The sequence below is a fragment of the Kangiella profundi genome (genome assembly GCF_002838765.1).
Lineage (GTDB): Bacteria > Pseudomonadota > Gammaproteobacteria > Enterobacterales > Kangiellaceae > Kangiella > Kangiella profundi.
In genome coordinates, this window is the sequence record NZ_CP025120.1 from 310,240 (window position 1) to 326,093 (window position 15,854).

The following is a 15,854-nucleotide window of genomic DNA, read 5'->3' on the forward strand; positions in this document are numbered from 1 at the left end:
GCTAACCTAACCTATTGGCGTGTATGGATTTTAGCACGCAAAAATAAAGAAAGTGTAAAGTTTGGTCAGTGGCTTTTACATAAGCTTTACGCAAAAACCGTTATTAATTCAAACTTTTGAAGTTAAAAGAAGTCTATAGTGAGTAATCTAAATTTGCAAAAGCATTCTTCCTAGGAAGGATTTAACTAACAGCAAATCAGGAAGTGAGTTAGGAGTAGACTATGTTATTGAATAAATCATTAATGGCATTAGTACTGGCAACATCAGCCTTGGTGCTGAGTGTTAGTGCAGATGCTCGGAATCATGGTGGAATGCATAAAGAACATTCCATGCAACAGCATCAAATGATGATGGAGAAATTAGGTGTTAATGATGAGCAACGAGCGAAAATGGACAAGCTGTACGAGCAGCGAAAGGAAGCTGTTAAAGCTCATCAGGAACAGATGATGGAATTAATGCAGCAACAGCGTCATATGATGCAGCAAGATACTTTGGATAAAGGCAAGTTACAAAGCAATTTGCGTAAGCAGGCCGATATCAGAGCCGAAATGATGGCAGGAAGGCATCAGCATTATATGGAAGTGCAAAAACTTCTTAATGAAGAACAGCGCGCAAAAATGAAGGAGCTGCGTAAGGAAATGTATGAGATGCGCCAAGAAATGCGTGAGGATATGCATGATCAGGCTAAAGAGCGGAAACAGGACAATAAAAAGTAATCGCTAAACGACTCCCCCTTAGTGTTACAGGCTGGTATTAAGCCCCTCAAAAATTACCAGCTTTTCGACACTAACGTTATTTCAGAACCTCTCTGAAATGTTAGCCACCTTCGGGTGGCTTTTTTTTGTTATCATAAAAGCTATTTCGTGAAGGTCTCATCCAATGCAGGATAAAAATCGAATTCAGGCAGATTTAGATTGGCTGATTAACAGTCCTGATTTTTTGTCAGTTGCATCAGTCAATGAATTGCATAGACGCAACCTGCTGAATGCTGATCAGCTGCTCGAGAATTCAGTGAGTGACAGCGATTCTTTTCGATTTGAACCCACGCACAGGCTAGGCGTCTATTTCGAGCAGCTTTGGCATCATCTGATTCGCTCCAATCCATCCTATGAGCTGTTACGCTCAAACCAGCAGGTAATTATCGATAAACAAACGCTGGGAGAATTCGATTCAATTATCCAGAGCAATAAAACAAAACTAAACTTTCATTGCGAGCTGGCAGTAAAGTTCTATCTACAAATAGGCAGCGGTGAAAAGATGGCCAATTGGGTTGGTCCTAACCTGCGTGATCGTTTTGATAGAAAATTTAAGCGCTTGCTCAGTCATCAGCTTGCCCTCTCTAGCAAAGCAGAAGTTAAAGAATGGTTGGAACAGCAGCAGCTGGTTATAGACCAGTCAGCGCTACTAACTCGTGGACGCTTATTCTATGCAATACAAAATTTCTTCAATCAAACCTTCATCCATCCAGAAGAAGTCGTGGATAATCATTTGAAGGGATTCTGGGCGACCCATGAAGAGTTTAACCATTATCGAGAACAGACAAATTATGAATGGTATCAGTTGCCACGAATGTACTGGCTCTCGGAGTTGACCACTAATGATTATTCGCAGGTAAAGCAGCTCGGAGATCTCCATCAAGATCAGCTGGCTACCATTGTGGGCATGCAAAATGGAAAAGAGGTGGTACGAGGCTTTGTTGTTACCGATGAGTGGTTGAAAAGGGCCAGACAAAGAGTGTTAACTCGAGACTAAGACTAACAGTAACAAAAGCGGAAAATAAGAGCCCCGATGAAGCATCAGGGCTTTTAGAATTGAATTACTAGTGCAGTCGATTATCAATCAAATGCTGCACCACTGATGGGTCGGCGAGAGTAGAAGTATCCCCAATACTTTCGACCTGATTCTCGGCGATTTTGCGCAGGATACGGCGCATAATTTTTCCCGAGCGGGTCTTGGGTAGATCTGGAGCCCATTGAATTTTATCGGGCTTTGCAATCGGACCTATCTCTTCAGTAATGATATCAATCAGCTGCTGCTTGATTTCATCATTAAACTCGACGCCATTTTTGAAGATGACAAAAGCATAAATTCCTTGTCCTTTTATATCGTGAGGATAGCCAACGACTGCAGACTCCGCCACTAGAGGGTGCAGATCTAATGCATTTTCAACTTCAGCCGTTCCCATACGGTGGCCTGAAACATTCAAAACATCATCCACACGACCGGTGATCCAGTAATAACCATCCTCATCTCGATTGGCACCATCCCCTGTGAAGTAATAGCCTGAATATTGTGAGAAATAGGTCTGGAAGAAGCGATCATGATCACCGTAGACTGAACGCATCTGGCCTGGCCATGAATCTTTCATCACCAGGTAGCCGCTCGCTTTACCATCAAGTTCATTGCCGTCCTGATCAAGGATTGCCGGTTGAACACCAAAGAAAGGACGAGTGGCAGAACCTGGTTTTAAGGGTGTTGCTCCAGGCAATGGTGAAATCAGAATGCCGCCTGTTTCTGTTTGCCACCAGGTATCAACGATAGGGCATCGCTCGTCACCGACAACTTTGTAATACCACTCCCAGGCTTCGACATTGATCGGCTCACCAACCGAACCCAGCAGACGCAGTGACTTGCGTGATGTGGACTTAACGGCATCATCACCGACGGCCATCAATGCGCGTATGGCTGTTGGTGCGGTGTAGAAGATATTGACCTTGTGCTTGTCGACCACCTGCCAGAAGCGAGACGGTGTCGGGTAGCTGGGCACACCCTCGAAAACTAATGTGGTTGCGCCATTGGCTAATGGGCCATAGAAAATATAGGAGTGACCAGTAATCCAGCCGGCATCGGCAGTACACCAGTAAATATCACCATCGTGATAATCAAAAATATACTTGTGGGTCATAGCTACATGCAATAAATAGCCACCGCTGGTGTGCAGCACCCCTTTAGGTTTACCGGTCGATCCGGAGGTATAAAGAATAAAGAGTGGATCTTCCGCGTCCATGGTTTCCACCGGACACTCTGGCTCCATCTCTGTTTTGAGTTCGTTGTAGTCAATGTCGCGCTCCGCATGCCAATCAATATCGGCCAGGCGATGCTTAACAACAAAAACGCTGTGTACGTTGGGACAATCCTTAAGCGCTTTATCGGTATTTGCTTTAAGAGGAACCGTTTTACCGCCACGCACACCTGCATCAGCTGTGATGACTACGCGGCAGTCACTATCCAGAATACGACTTTTCAGGGCTTCAGGTGAGAAACCACCAAATACTACTGAGTGAACGGCACCAATGCGGGCACAGGCCAGCATGGCAAAACCCACTTCAGGAATCATGGGCATGTAGATGCAGACACGGTCACCTTTTTTAACACCGCGACTTTTCAGCGCGTTAGCCATTTTACAGACTTCGTCATGAAGCTCCTGATAACTGATGTAACGCTGCTGATCTGGCTCATCGCCTTCCCAGATGATGGCGGTATGATCGGCTTTATCCTTTAAGTGGCGATCAATGCAGTTATAGCTGACGTTTAATTTGCCGCCTTCAAACCATTTAATCGAAGCATTTTTATAATCAACGTTTTTTACCGTTTTCCAAGGTTCAAACCAGTCGATAAACTCGTGCGCCATACGCGACCAGAACTTGTCGGGTTCCTGCACAGATTGCTGGTACATGCGCAAATATTTTTCTTCATCTATGTGTGGGGTATGTGTGCTGAATTGTTTTATTGGATAGGTTTTTGAATCAGACATAACTGGCTCCTAATCATTTATCAGACCAGCATAAAACAAAAATCGAAAGCGTTAAAGAGTTAGACCGGAATAGTGGTTATCAGTTGTGGTAATTGCTGATAACCATTTGAAATTATGAGCTTTTATATGAGAAATTTAGAATCTTAGAGCGATACAGTAACGTTATCAATCAATCTCACCTTACCCATAAATGCTGCTATCAATATGACCAGCTCCCTATTGTCATTCTCGGCTAGTTCAAGATTATCCTGGCGTGCAATATGTACATAATCAGGTTTGAAGTTCTGCTCTGCTAATCGTTGTGCAGCTGCGTTCTCTAGTGCACGATAGTCGTGCTCGCCATTCTCAATCTGTTGCTTGAGCCAATTTAGGGTCTGGTAGATAAAAGAGGCGTGTTCTTTTTGTTCGCTACTTAAGTAGCCATTGCGTGAACTCATGGCAAGTCCATTGTCTTCCCGCACAATTGGCGCACCAACGATTTCAATGTCAAAGTTGAGGTCACTGGTCATGCGTCGAATAATGGCCAGTTGTTGAAAGTCTTTCTGGCCAAAAACAGCGCAGTCGGGCTGCACCATATTAAACAGTTTGCTGACTACCGTGGTAACACCATCAAAATGACCAGGACGCGATGCACCGCAATGATTATTGCCAAGCTCGGCTACATGAACTTTGGTCAAGTTGGGCCAGTTGGGGTAGACCTCTGAAACCTCTGGAGCAAAAATAATATCTGCACCTTCCTGTTCCAGCAAAGCCTGATCCTGCTCAAAAGTACGCGGATAAGAATCGAAGTCTTCATTTGGACCAAACTGAGTGGGATTAACAAAGATACTAACCACCACAATATCAGCATGTGTCTTGGCAGTTTTAACAAGACTTAAATGGCCGGAATGCAAGTTGCCCATGGTTGGCACAAAGCCAATCTTATGCCCCATATCTCGGTGGGTTTGGATAAGACGGCGCAGGGTTTTAACAGAGTTTACAACGATCATTATTGAAGCCAGCCTTTAGTCGAATGAGTGCTCAGCTGCAGGAAAGTTTTTAGCACGAACTTCGCTGTGGTACAGCTCGAAGGCAGCTTTGATATCGCCTTTGGCGTCAGCCATGAAGTTACGTACAAATTTGGCCTGAAATGGCGAAATACCGAGCATGTCATGCAGTACCAGTACCTGACCATCAACATCAACACCTGCGCCAATGCCCATCACAGGAATGGTTAGACTTTCTGCGATCTGTTTGGCCAGTGCTTGCGGCACACATTCAAGAACTAGCATGCGAGCGCCAGCCTGTTCTAAAGCTTTGGCATCAGCCAGCATCTGCTTGGCCTGTTTTGAGTCACGCCCTTGCACTTTGAAACCACCCAGCGCATCCACAGACTGGGGTGTTAGCCCAAGGTGAGCACAAACCGGGATGCCGCGCTGTGTTAGGCCTTCAATAGTGTCGTGTAACCAATCGCCACCTTCCAGTTTAACCATATGCGCACCAGCCTGCATGATCAGTGCTGCCGTATGGTAGGCCTGCTCTGGTGTGGCGTAGCTCATGTAGGGCATATCACCAACTATCAGACAGCGTTTGTTACCACGCGCAACACAGGTAATATGGTATTCCATGTCTTCAATGGTGACCGGCACGGTAGTCTTCTGCCCCTGAATGACATTCCCCAGTGAGTCTCCGACCAGAATCATATCAACACCAGCATCCGAAATAACACCGGCAAAAGTGGCATCATAGGCGGTTATGCAGCTGAATTTTTTACCTTGCTGCTTCAGTTGTTCGATATCACTAATGGTAAGAGTTTTCATGTTTAGTCTCGGTTTACGCGGGATGAGGATTAAAGTAGTTACGTCCGGTGGTTGTGCTTTTGATCTGATCGAGCAGCATATTAAAGTCTGCTTCGTTTTCCACTAGATCAATACCGGAAGCATTAACTATCAATAAAGGTGACTCATCATAATAATAAAAGAAATCGGTATAGGCATCACAGATTGTCTGCAGGTATTCTTTGGTTACAGGACTTTCAGCTGCACGGCCACGCTTTTTGATACGATCCAGCAGTACCGGTACGGATGCCTGTAGATAAATTACGAGATCAGGCTTAGGCGCATCAATGGTTAGATTCTGGTACACCTGTTCATATAAGCGCAACTCATCCTGGTCGAGTGTCGAGCGGGCAAACAGGCGATCTTTTTCCATCAAATAGTCAGCGACTCTAACTGGACTGAACATATCGGATTGACGCACATCCTGTAGTTGGCGCACGCGCTGAAATAAGAAGTAAAGCTGAGTTGGCAGAGCGCCCGATTTAGGGTCCTGATAAAACCGCTCAAGAAACGGATTTTCTTCGGCTTCCTCAAGAATCAGGTCGCTACTCAACACCTCGGACAGTTTGCGAGCAAGAGTGGTTTTGCCCACCCCAATCGGGCCTTCGACGGCGATAAAATTATGTGGAATGGATAAATTTACACTCACTCAAATACTCCTAACTCAGAGATGCCTAATTCAGAGACGCCTAACTCAGAAATGCCAATGATAGTTCTTGTCATATTTTAAGGTCACCAAATCATACTGTGGACAATGCTTTAGCAGGTCTTTTATCAGGCTACCATCAGGAAGCGACATTTCAGGACTTATTTCTGCTAATGGCTTTAGTACGAAATCCCTGTCCTTGATACCGTAGTGAGGCAGGGTTAAGCGATCCGTTTGCATGATTGTATGATCGTAGAGCAGCAGATCCAAATCTAATGTGCGTGCCCCCCAGCGTTGCTCCCGAATTCTTCCCTGTTGATTTTCAATCGCTTGCAGCTGATCGAGCAATTCCAATGGGGTAAATTGAGTGGTCAGTTTGGCCACCGCATTGATAAAAGGCGGCTGATCCTGCGGGCCCATAGGGGCACTTCGATACAGGCTGGAGTAACTCAAAAGGTAGCTATTCGGAAGCTGATCCAGAGCCAGCAAAGCGCGCTCAATTTGCTCAACGGGTTGCTGCAAATTACTTCCAAGACCAATGTATGCAATGGATCGCTTGGTATTAGAGTGACTTGCCATGACTGTCCCGATTAATGACGATTTTTGTTAGCTTGCTGGCGCTTCTGATTGCGCGGCTTGCGACGGCGACGTTTATTGCCACCACCGGTGTGCTGCAACATCTGGCGACGAGCATTGGCGTCAGCATCTTGGAATTTTGTCCACCAGTCAGCAAGTTCCTTTTGACGCGGATCGGATTGTGAGCGCAGCAATAAAAAATCATATGCCGCACGAAAACGTGGATGTTCAAAAATACTCCATGCCTTTTTGCCATGATGTGCAGGTAGGCGCAATTGCATGCTCCAGATATCACGAATCACCAGAGCGTATCGGCGAGGGATTGAGATATGCTGACTCTGTGCATTGAGAACACGAGCCATGCTTTTGAAAAAAGCATCATTAAAGTTATTGCCTTTCTGTTGCAGAGCTTCGGTGCTCTCCAGCAAAGGTTGCCATAACATGACCGCCATCAGGAACGCAGGGTTGACCGTTTGCTCGGTAGCGATTCGAGAGTCTGTGTTTTCCAGTGCATCCAAAATTAGCTGTTCCGTCTGCTCTGTATCATCGTGCTTAAGCGCTCTGTCAGTAGCCGGGAATAACGCGTGGAACAGGCCGTATTCGCGTAGCTTCACGAAAGTCAACTTGCCAGCACCAGCCAGAAACAGTTTGCGGTATTCTTCCCATAGTCGGGCTGCTGGAACCTGCTCAAGCAAATAAGACAGTTCCGAAACCGGTTCAAGTGTTGTGGCTTCAATCGATAAATCGAGTTTGCAGGCCAGGCGAACCACCCGCAACATGCGAACCGGATCTTCGCGGTAGCGAGTTTCAGGATCGCCAATCATGCGTAACTGACGCTTTCTTAGATCCGATAGGCCATCACAGAAGTCGTGTACCGAGAAATCTTTGATGTTGTAGTAAAGCGCATTGATGGTGAAGTCACGGCGGATGGCATCCTCTTCAATATCACCATAAACATTATCGCGCAGAATCATGCCTTCTTTAGCTTGCTGGATGTTGTCATCACAGTGCGCCCGGAAGGTAGCCACTTCGATCACATCGCGACCAAATAAGATATGAGCTAATCTAAAACGACGACCAACAATCCGACAGTTACGGAACAGTTCTTTGACTTGTTCCGGCGTCGCATTGGTCGCGATATCAAAGTCTTTGGGATGCAGTCCCAGTAATAAGTCACGCACGCCGCCGCCTACCAGAAAGGACTCATATCCAGCATTACTCAGCCGATAAAGAACTTTTAGGGCATTCTCGCTAATATCTTTACGTGAGATCGAGTGTTGATCGCGTGAGATGATTTGGGTGTGGTTACCTGCGCCCGGCGCTTCTGTAGCTGGGCTTGCAAACCAATGTTTAACGGACTTAATTATTGAACTCATAAAGTGTGAATTTGACAGTATGGGGCGATCATAGCACAAGCGCCTATCTAATTAATCTAAATAAAGGATTTGTTGCTCCGCCGGTATTTGGCTAAGTCGGAAGTGATTAACGGCAAGCTTGAGGATATTCGCTGGGGAGTCACCCTGCAGCTCTTTTGCAATAGGATGTCCTAGGAATTCTAACGCACGACACAGCAGGCGAGAGGCTTGCTGGCTATCAATGGCTGGTGCATGGTTTTGTTTGGATAACTTATTGCCATCAGCATTAATTGCCAGTGGCAAGTGATACCAGTCAGGGGGCGCACTATTCAATACTTCATACAGTCGCAGCTGACGAGGGGTTGAATCCAGCAAGTCACAGCCGCGCACCACATGATCAATGCCCTGTTCAATATCATCGACTACAACCGCTAATTGATAGGCAATCAAACCATCTTTACGGCGAATAGTGAAGTCTTCCTGGTCAATTTCAGGCGAAAAGCGACATTGACCCTGAATTTTATCGATAAAACTGTAGTCCCCATGGCCATGGCGTAATTTTATTGCTACCTCACCAGCGAAGCTGAGGTGTTTGTTGGCACAGATATTAGGATACAGCCCATTATGGCTGATGGATTTGATTTTCTTGCGGGTACAGTTGCAGGCGTAGACTAAATCTCTGGATTTAAGTTGGTCGATTATGTGGATATAACGATCCAGATGCTGACTTTGATAACTAACTTCTCCGTCCCAGTGTAAACCAAATGCCTCAAGCTGACGCAAAATCATATCGCTGGCACCCGGTACTTCGCGCGGTGGATCAATATCTTCTATTCGGACCAGCCATTTGCTGGAACGTGACTTTGCAATCAGATAACTGCCGACAGCTGCTATCAGCGAGCCGAAGTGAAGTGGGCCTGAAGGAGAGGGAGCAAAACGTCCTGCCATAGAATGAGACAAGGAATTGATAGATATGAAAAGGGCAGACTCTGTGTCTGCCCCGACCAATTAACTACCGTATTGTTTTTCTTTGATTTCTGCCAGAGTTTTGCAATCAATGCAAAGTTCAGCAGTAGGACGAGCTTCAAGACGTCGAATACCAATTTCGATCCCGCAAGACTCGCAGTAACCGTATTCTTCATCATCAATCTTGTTTAATGACTGTATAATTTTCTTCAACAACTTACGCTCGCGGTCGCGGGTACGCAATTCAAGAGAGAACTCTTCTTCCTGAGCTGCGCGGTCAACCGGATCCGGGAAGTTTGCTGCCTCGTCTTGCATATGGTGCACAGTACGATCAACTTCTTCCATCAATTGTTTTTTCCATGCCGTCAGAATGTTACGAAAATGCTCATACTGAGCATCATTCATATACTCTTCGCCTTTTTTCTCTTTATAAGGCTTGAGGCCTAATTTCTCGAGGGTGCTATTTGTAGCTGATTGTTTACGTGGCATCTAAGCAACGCTCCATTTCGTATTAAAACCAGGCGCCTCACGGCGCGCACTTGGCAAAAAAAGCAAGCTTTTAAAGGGCTCACTTTGAAAAAGTGAAACAGGGATATTATCCCTATGATTGGCAATTGAAAAGCCTAATCTGTACAAATTACGTTAAAAAAGTGCAAAAAATAAGCTTCTACAGCCTAACTTGCTACTTAACTGACTGAAAATTCAGGGAATAATAACGGGTAGTTCGTTACCTAAATATATTTCAGCGGGGCTGATATGGGTGTTATAGGCAATAATTTCAACCCCTGCAGTGGCAGCTTGATCTAATAACTTAGCATATTGCGGGTCAATATGCGCTGCTGGGCTGACTGTCCTGATGCCTGTATGCTGGACCAGAAAGAACAGCACTGCACGATGTCCTTGCTCAGCCATTGCCATTAGTTCACGCAGGTGCTTTTGCCCACGGGTACTCACTGCATCAGGAAAGAAACCAGCGCCTGACTTATACTCCTTACCCTGCTCCAGAAGGGTGACCGTTTTGATTTCAACATAGCAGTCAGCTTTCTTACTATCCTCGAGTAAGAGGTCAATGCGACTGTTCTCATCCCCATACTTCACTTCCTGTCTGACAGAGCCATAGCCTTTAAGTTGCTTGATTTTGTTTTTGGCAATGCCTTCCATCACGATTTGATTGGCAAGGTGAGTGTTAATACAAATCAAATCTCCATCTGTTGTTTCATCCAACACCCAGGTATAGCGGTATTTACGTTTGGGATTTTCTGAATCGAGTAACCAGACGGTATCACCTTCCCGCCAACAGTTTTTCATTGAACCGGTATTCGGACAGTGGGCTGTAAAGTCGCCCAGTTTGGTATTGTGAACGTCAGCCAGGAATCGCTTATAGCGCTTTTTTAGAGTTGCTTTTTCAAGCGGTGGTGAGAATTTCATTACAATAGTATTAGTGACGATTTTGCACCCATTCTATCAGCTCTTTAATTGGGATGGGGCGACAGAATAAATAGCCCTGCATAAAGTCACATTTATGCTCGCGAAGGTATTGATACTCTTCGTCAGTTTCAACGCCTTCGGCGACCACTTCGATCTTCATTTCAGTGGTCATGCCTAAGATGCCTCGAGTAATTGCGGCGTTATGAGCATTCTGGTGAATGTTGCCGGTAAAGGAGCGATCAATCTTGAGTTTATTGACGGGCAGCATATTGAGATAACGCAAACTGGCAAAACCGCTACCGAAATCATCAATTGCTACATCCAGTCCAAGCTGGCGCAGTTCCTGCAATAATTCTGTGATATGAGCTGTATCATGGACTAATACGTTTTCGGTAATTTCCACCGTGATGTCACCAGGCTGTATGGAGTGTGTTTCCAGTGTCTCTGCAATCTTCTCAATGAAGTCTTCACGATAGAATTGGATCGGTGAAAAGTTTACAGAGACTGAGTTTACCCCCAGAGTTTTCAAGTCCTTAACGTCTTTGCAAGCCTGATTAAGAACCCACTCGCTGATAGGGATAATTTGTCCTGTTCTTTCTGCGACAGGAATAAACTCTGCTGGAGATATATAGCCTTTTATCGGATGCTTCCAACGAATTAGAGCTTCAACCCCGCCAATTCGATTATCATGGCTCATGATCGGTTGATAAAATAATTCAAATTGATTGTTTTGGATGGCATCTTGCAGTTGTGCTCGAATTGCCACCTGCTGATCGATATTGGTATTCAGTTCAGCACTATGCCAATAGATATAACTACCACCGCGCTTCTTTGCTTCGTACATCGCAATGTCAGCACGTTGAATCAGTTCCATTGGATGCTTGAAGCTTTCTTCGCTGGATGCAATACCAATGGCCGCAGAGAGCGAGACTTCTATGTCGTCCACTTTATAAGACTCACCAATTTTTGTTAGCAGTCTACGCGCCAGTACCTCGACCTGTTCTCGGTCGGTCATATTCTGAATAACTGCCACAAACTCATCACCACCAAACCTTGCTAGCATATTTGGTTCAACAATTTCATCATTGAGACGTTGAGCAGTTTCGACCAATACCTGATCCCCAAATTCATGACCTAAGCTATCATTGATTGGCTTGAAGCCATCAAGGTCAATGAAGAGAATATAAATATTATGACTGTGGCCGTTGTTCTTTACCCACTCCATCAAATATCGCTCGAGAGCAGAGCGGTTCTTTAGATGAGTTAAGGGGTCATGTGAAGCATGAAATTCCAGGGTTTCTTGGCGCTGAATTCGCTCGGTAATATCATTTTGCAGGCCAATAAAGTGAGTTACCTTGCCACGTGCATCTTTCACTGGTGAAATCAGTAACTCATTCCAGAAGGGCGTACCATCTTTTTTATAATTCTTGATAATGGTGGAGATCTGCTGGTTGTTCTTTAGGGCTTCTCTAATATCCTGTCGGGCTTTTTGATCAGTGTCGGGCCCTTGTAATATTCGACAATTTTGACCAAGAATCTCCTGCTTGGTGTAGCCAGTTATGCGTTCAAAAGCAGGGTTTGCATAGATAACTGGATAGTCTTTATCTCTTGCATCACTTATCAGAAGACCATGAGTGCTGGATTCGACGCTACGCTCCAGAATTTTGGCTCGCTCTTCATGCTGTTTCTCGCGAGTTAAATCTAGCGCAATTCCATGTACACCAGTAACTTCGCCATCCACAATAATGGGCATATTTGTGATATGCAGATAGTGGATATTGCCCTGCATGTCCGGGGTGTGAATTTCGTAGCGTTGTGGAATGCCGCGTCTGGCAGCATAAAAATGTTCGTTGGTTCTGGCGAGATCATCTTCAGCAACTGCAATGCTGTAGTGTTGTCCTAGCAAGTCGGACTCGCCACATTTCATTAGAACGCAGGCTGCCCTATTTACGCTGGTAAAGTGTCCTTCAAAATCAAAGGTAAACACAGCCTCAGGGTTGTGAGTGAAAAGGGAACGGTTATGCTGCTCAAATTGTTCTCTTTTTAATCTCTGCTGGTGTTGTTCGATGATGAGTGCAGCTAAATCACGTCCCCGCAGAATCAGGTCAAGTTCTCCTTCCTTCGGAGAGCGGGGTTTCCTGAAGTACAGTGCAAAAGTGCCTACAGGTTTTTTGTTGTCACTGATAAAAATAGGGTGTGACCAACAAGCTCTTAAGTCATAACCATGGATTAGATCATGGAACGGCTCAAAGCGGCTATCTTCCAGCATGTCTCTAACAATAACAGCTTTGCCCGTAGCTGCTGCTGTTCCACAGGCACCTAAATTATCAGAAATTGGAAAGTCTTTTAAAGCTTGTAAAAAACTCTGGGGAAGCTGTGGTGAAGCTACTGGGTTTAGAGTTTCACCCTGCTCATCAGCCAGCATCACCGAGCATAGTGCATCCTCAATCTGGCTCTCTATTAGCGAACAGATATCGTCTAGTTTATCTTCAAGCGATTTAAACTTAACAACAGAGTTTAGAGTTCGATATTGGGCATTGAGTAGATTCTTTGTTGCTATGGTTTCATCACTTGCTTTGCGCCATAAGAAAATGGATATTACCAAGCCTGCTGCCAGCATCATGATTAATATGAGTGGTAGCCATGAAGAAGATAAGCCAGTTGTAAAGGCAAATAGCGTGAGAGAGCTCAATATTTTTCCCCAGCAATGCTTTTGTGAATTGATTCACAAAAAAACAGTATTAAGAATATTTCTTAATATTGCAATAGGAATGCAACAATTTTCACCAAAACAGTTATCAACAGCGCTGGAAATAATTGGTCTGCATTTACTCTGCCAGATAGACTTTACCGTTTTCTACTTCCAGCGGAACTTCGCCAAGATGGGCGCCAGCACAGGGGCCTGCTACGCACTTGCCAGTCTCAGGTTCAAATAATGCGCCGTGAGTAAAACACATCAAATATTGTTCATCATCTGTCATAAACTGATCATCCTGCCAGTTCAAATCAGTGCCAGCATGCGGGCAGCGATTCACGTAACCGTAAACATTCAGTCCTCGACGCACCACGATCAGATCGCGATCTTTGTATGGGAAAGCCTTGGCCTGGCCGTCTTTGATATCGGTTACTAAACAAATGTGTGACATACTAATACTACTCGAAGTGTTAAAAATTGATTGGGCTCTGTTAGAATAATTTGATTCTAACAGTATAAAAAACAGACGCAATAAAAAGCTTATTGGAGCTCTATGACAACCTTACTCTGGTTTATTACAATTCCTCTCGCTGCCTATCTTCTGTATCTGATTGCTTTCTACTTTATTCAGCATAGGATGTTATTCCCAGTTCATGAACTACCACCTTCCGATCCTGCTTTAATAGAAGATGCGGGTGGTGAGATTCATCGTCTTGGGTTTTCTCAGGGAGAATTTGAGGTGGCTTATCTGCCGCCTCTACAAAATTTTAAGCAACCTTTTCCAGTGCTTATGGTTGCCCATGGTAATGGCAATATTATCGACGATTGGGCACCACGCGTGGATTACATGAGAGAACATGGTTATGCCGTTGTGCTGGTGGAGTATCCTGGCTATGGGCGCTGTGATGGTAGCCCCAGTTTTGACAGTATTTCAGAAACAATGAACCTGGCTTATGAATGGGTTGAGGAGCAGGAACAGCTTGATAAGAACAGAGTTGTGCTGTTGGGACGTTCGATGGGAGGCGGCGCGGTATTAACATTGGTACCCAGACACAACCCGATTGCAATTGTGTTGATGTCGACTTATTCGAGCATAGTTGATCTTGCCTATAAGCGACTGCTACCGGCTTTTCTGGTTCAGCATCCGTTTGACAATGTTAAAGCTTTATCTGCTTATGAAGGAGCTGTTTACCTGATCCATGGAAAAGCTGACAAAACGGTACCCATTGATGCGCTAAATAAATTGTTAACGGTTAAGGAAGACGCAACACATAAAGTGTATGAAACTGCGCATGCAGATACACCGGGTGATTGGGGTGAGTTCTGGAAGGAGTTAGAGCAGTTCTTAAGACCAGTAGTTTTTTAAGAATAAAAAAAAAGCCGGGTAATCCCGGCTTTTGAAACGTTGCGATGAGGGCTACTGTCCCATAGCGCAATCAAGACCAAGCTGCATGCCCATCTCCATACCGGCTGCTTCCGCATCCGCGACCAGTTGCTCATTGCCTAGGCTTAGAATATCGTTTTCGTACTGAGAATAAATTTTCATATCTTCAGCAGTCATGTTTGGCATCGGTAGGTCTTCACCTGTCTGAATGCGAACAATGATACCGAATTTTCTGCCTGTTTCAGTTTTGAAAAACTCGCTCAGTCTGACCGCTGTATTATGATCGAGATTTGATGTATAGACTGGAATAAACATGTCATACAACATTTCATCAGTCAGATTATCATTGACGCAGTTAGCGAATTCATCGGTGATATCGCCTGATGTATCCTGCGCAAATGAGGACATCATGGCTCTGCGTGTAATATTGGGTGTATCAATCGCATCAAGAATATCGATAACGGCCTGAGTATGAGCATCATCGGATTGACCTTGGTCATTTGCCAATGATGCCGTCGAAGTTAGAATTGAAAATAGAAGCAAAGCCAGAGCTTGAGTAAATTTCATAAGATGTCCCCTGTAAAGGTATTAATATTTAATAGTGCAGAAAACTAGATTGAGCCTGTGGCGGCACATTGCATTCCCATTCTGATACCAAGGTTGTAACCGGCAACTTGAGCCTGCTCCTTTAGCTCAGGTTTTTTGAGCTCTTGCAGAAGAGGGCGGTATTTCGCCATCGCTTGTACATCTTCTTGGGTAATGTTTGGTTGAGCTAATGGCTCGCCAAGCTTGATCTTGAGAATCGTTGATATTTTCTGACCAGTAGGTCCAGTATAAAACTCTGCTAGCTTCAAGGCGCTTTCCTGGTCAATGTTATTTTTATATACGGGGAGCATCAAAGCATATACTTGATTGTCCGTTAATTGTTCATTAATGCATTGAATGTATTCTGGAGATAGGTTTTGAGTTTCATCTTCAGCCAGTTTTTTGTTCATGGCGACTCGGGCAATCTGAGGAATACTCATAACCTTCAGAATATCTATAATGGCCTGAGAGTGTGGATCTTCAGGAAGTTCTACATCTTTATTATATGAGTTTGATAAATTGGTATCGCTCTGGTTTTGAGTGGTAGCGCAGGCAGTCAGAAAAAAGCTGACCAAAAATAAATATTTTAATTTCACTGTATTTTCTTCCTTTATAGTCGACATAACATATTATCATGCTGTTTCTGCT

At 44.7% G+C, this 15,854-nt stretch carries 16 protein-coding genes; 3 read left to right on the forward strand and 13 right to left on the reverse strand.

Annotation, left to right across the window (positions count from 1 at the left end):
* The first annotated feature begins 221 nt into the window (after window positions 1–221).
* Both CW740_RS01475 and CW740_RS01480 read left to right on the forward strand, forming a co-directional pair.
* The gene (locus CW740_RS01475) at window positions 222–716 is read left to right on the forward strand and encodes a Spy/CpxP family protein refolding chaperone (RefSeq protein ID WP_106645891.1); all 495 of its coding nucleotides are present in this window, start codon (window positions 222–224) and stop codon (window positions 714–716) included.
* Window positions 717–879: 163 nt separating this feature from the next.
* Complete coding sequence (locus tag CW740_RS01480; protein WP_106645892.1) at window positions 880–1,752, forward strand: DUF1853 family protein; 873 nt, start codon at window positions 880–882, stop codon at window positions 1,750–1,752.
* Between the two features lie 67 nt (window positions 1,753–1,819).
* On the opposite strand, the gene acs is transcribed toward CW740_RS01480, so the two are convergent.
* From acs to CW740_RS01535, 11 genes are all read right to left on the reverse strand, one after another.
* Window positions 1,820–3,754, reverse strand: coding sequence for an acetate--CoA ligase (gene acs / locus CW740_RS01485; RefSeq protein ID WP_106645893.1), 1,935 nt, complete (start codon window positions 3,752–3,754; stop codon window positions 1,820–1,822).
* A 143-nt stretch (window positions 3,755–3,897) separates the two neighbouring features.
* Entirely contained in the window at window positions 3,898–4,743 is an 846-nt protein-coding gene (gene panC, locus CW740_RS01490) for a pantoate--beta-alanine ligase (RefSeq protein ID WP_106645894.1), read from the reverse strand.
* 15 nt (window positions 4,744–4,758) lie between these two features.
* Entirely contained in the window at window positions 4,759–5,553 is a 795-nt protein-coding gene (panB, locus tag CW740_RS01495; RefSeq protein ID WP_106645895.1) for a 3-methyl-2-oxobutanoate hydroxymethyltransferase, read from the reverse strand.
* A 13-nt stretch (window positions 5,554–5,566) separates the two neighbouring features.
* Complete coding sequence (locus tag CW740_RS01500; protein ID WP_106645896.1) at window positions 5,567–6,220, reverse strand: deoxynucleoside kinase; 654 nt, start codon at window positions 6,218–6,220, stop codon at window positions 5,567–5,569.
* A 45-nt stretch (window positions 6,221–6,265) separates the two neighbouring features.
* On the reverse strand, window positions 6,266–6,796 hold the full coding sequence (folK, locus tag CW740_RS01505) for a 2-amino-4-hydroxy-6-hydroxymethyldihydropteridine diphosphokinase (RefSeq protein ID WP_106645897.1): 531 nt from the start codon (window positions 6,794–6,796) through the stop codon (window positions 6,266–6,268).
* Between the two features lie 11 nt (window positions 6,797–6,807).
* Window positions 6,808–8,169 carry a polynucleotide adenylyltransferase PcnB gene (pcnB, locus tag CW740_RS01510; RefSeq protein WP_106645898.1) on the reverse strand — a complete coding sequence of 454 codons (1,362 nt, stop codon included), beginning with the start codon at window positions 8,167–8,169 and terminating at the stop codon, window positions 6,808–6,810.
* A 51-nt stretch (window positions 8,170–8,220) separates the two neighbouring features.
* Entirely contained in the window at window positions 8,221–9,096 is an 876-nt protein-coding gene (gene gluQRS / locus CW740_RS01515) for a tRNA glutamyl-Q(34) synthetase GluQRS (RefSeq protein ID WP_106645899.1), read from the reverse strand.
* A 60-nt stretch (window positions 9,097–9,156) separates the two neighbouring features.
* Complete coding sequence (gene dksA / locus CW740_RS01520; RefSeq protein ID WP_018623317.1) at window positions 9,157–9,603, reverse strand: RNA polymerase-binding protein DksA; 447 nt, start codon at window positions 9,601–9,603, stop codon at window positions 9,157–9,159.
* 213 nt (window positions 9,604–9,816) lie between these two features.
* On the reverse strand, window positions 9,817–10,542 hold the full coding sequence (gene sfsA / locus CW740_RS01525; RefSeq protein ID WP_106645900.1) for a DNA/RNA nuclease SfsA: 726 nt from the start codon (window positions 10,540–10,542) through the stop codon (window positions 9,817–9,819).
* A 10-nt stretch (window positions 10,543–10,552) separates the two neighbouring features.
* Window positions 10,553–13,234: a sensor domain-containing phosphodiesterase gene (locus CW740_RS01530; protein WP_227523879.1), complete on the reverse strand. Its 2,682-nt coding sequence runs from the start codon at window positions 13,232–13,234 to the stop codon at window positions 10,553–10,555.
* Between the two features lie 136 nt (window positions 13,235–13,370).
* Window positions 13,371–13,688, reverse strand: a complete 318-nt coding sequence (locus CW740_RS01535) for a Rieske (2Fe-2S) protein (protein ID WP_018623314.1) — start codon at window positions 13,686–13,688, stop codon at window positions 13,371–13,373.
* Window positions 13,689–13,790: 102 nt separating this feature from the next.
* On the opposite strand from CW740_RS01535, the gene CW740_RS01540 reads away from it, so the two are divergent.
* A complete protein-coding gene (locus tag CW740_RS01540) occupies window positions 13,791–14,603 on the forward strand; it encodes an alpha/beta hydrolase (protein WP_106645902.1) in 813 nt (270 codons plus the stop codon).
* Between the two features lie 51 nt (window positions 14,604–14,654).
* On the opposite strand, the gene CW740_RS01545 is transcribed toward CW740_RS01540, so the two are convergent.
* Window positions 14,655–15,188: a DUF2059 domain-containing protein gene (locus tag CW740_RS01545; protein ID WP_106645903.1), complete on the reverse strand. Its 534-nt coding sequence runs from the start codon at window positions 15,186–15,188 to the stop codon at window positions 14,655–14,657.
* Window positions 15,189–15,232: 44 nt separating this feature from the next.
* Window positions 15,233–15,802: a DUF2059 domain-containing protein gene (locus tag CW740_RS01550; RefSeq protein ID WP_157826389.1), complete on the reverse strand. Its 570-nt coding sequence runs from the start codon at window positions 15,800–15,802 to the stop codon at window positions 15,233–15,235.
* Between the last annotated feature and the right edge of the window lie 52 nt (window positions 15,803–15,854).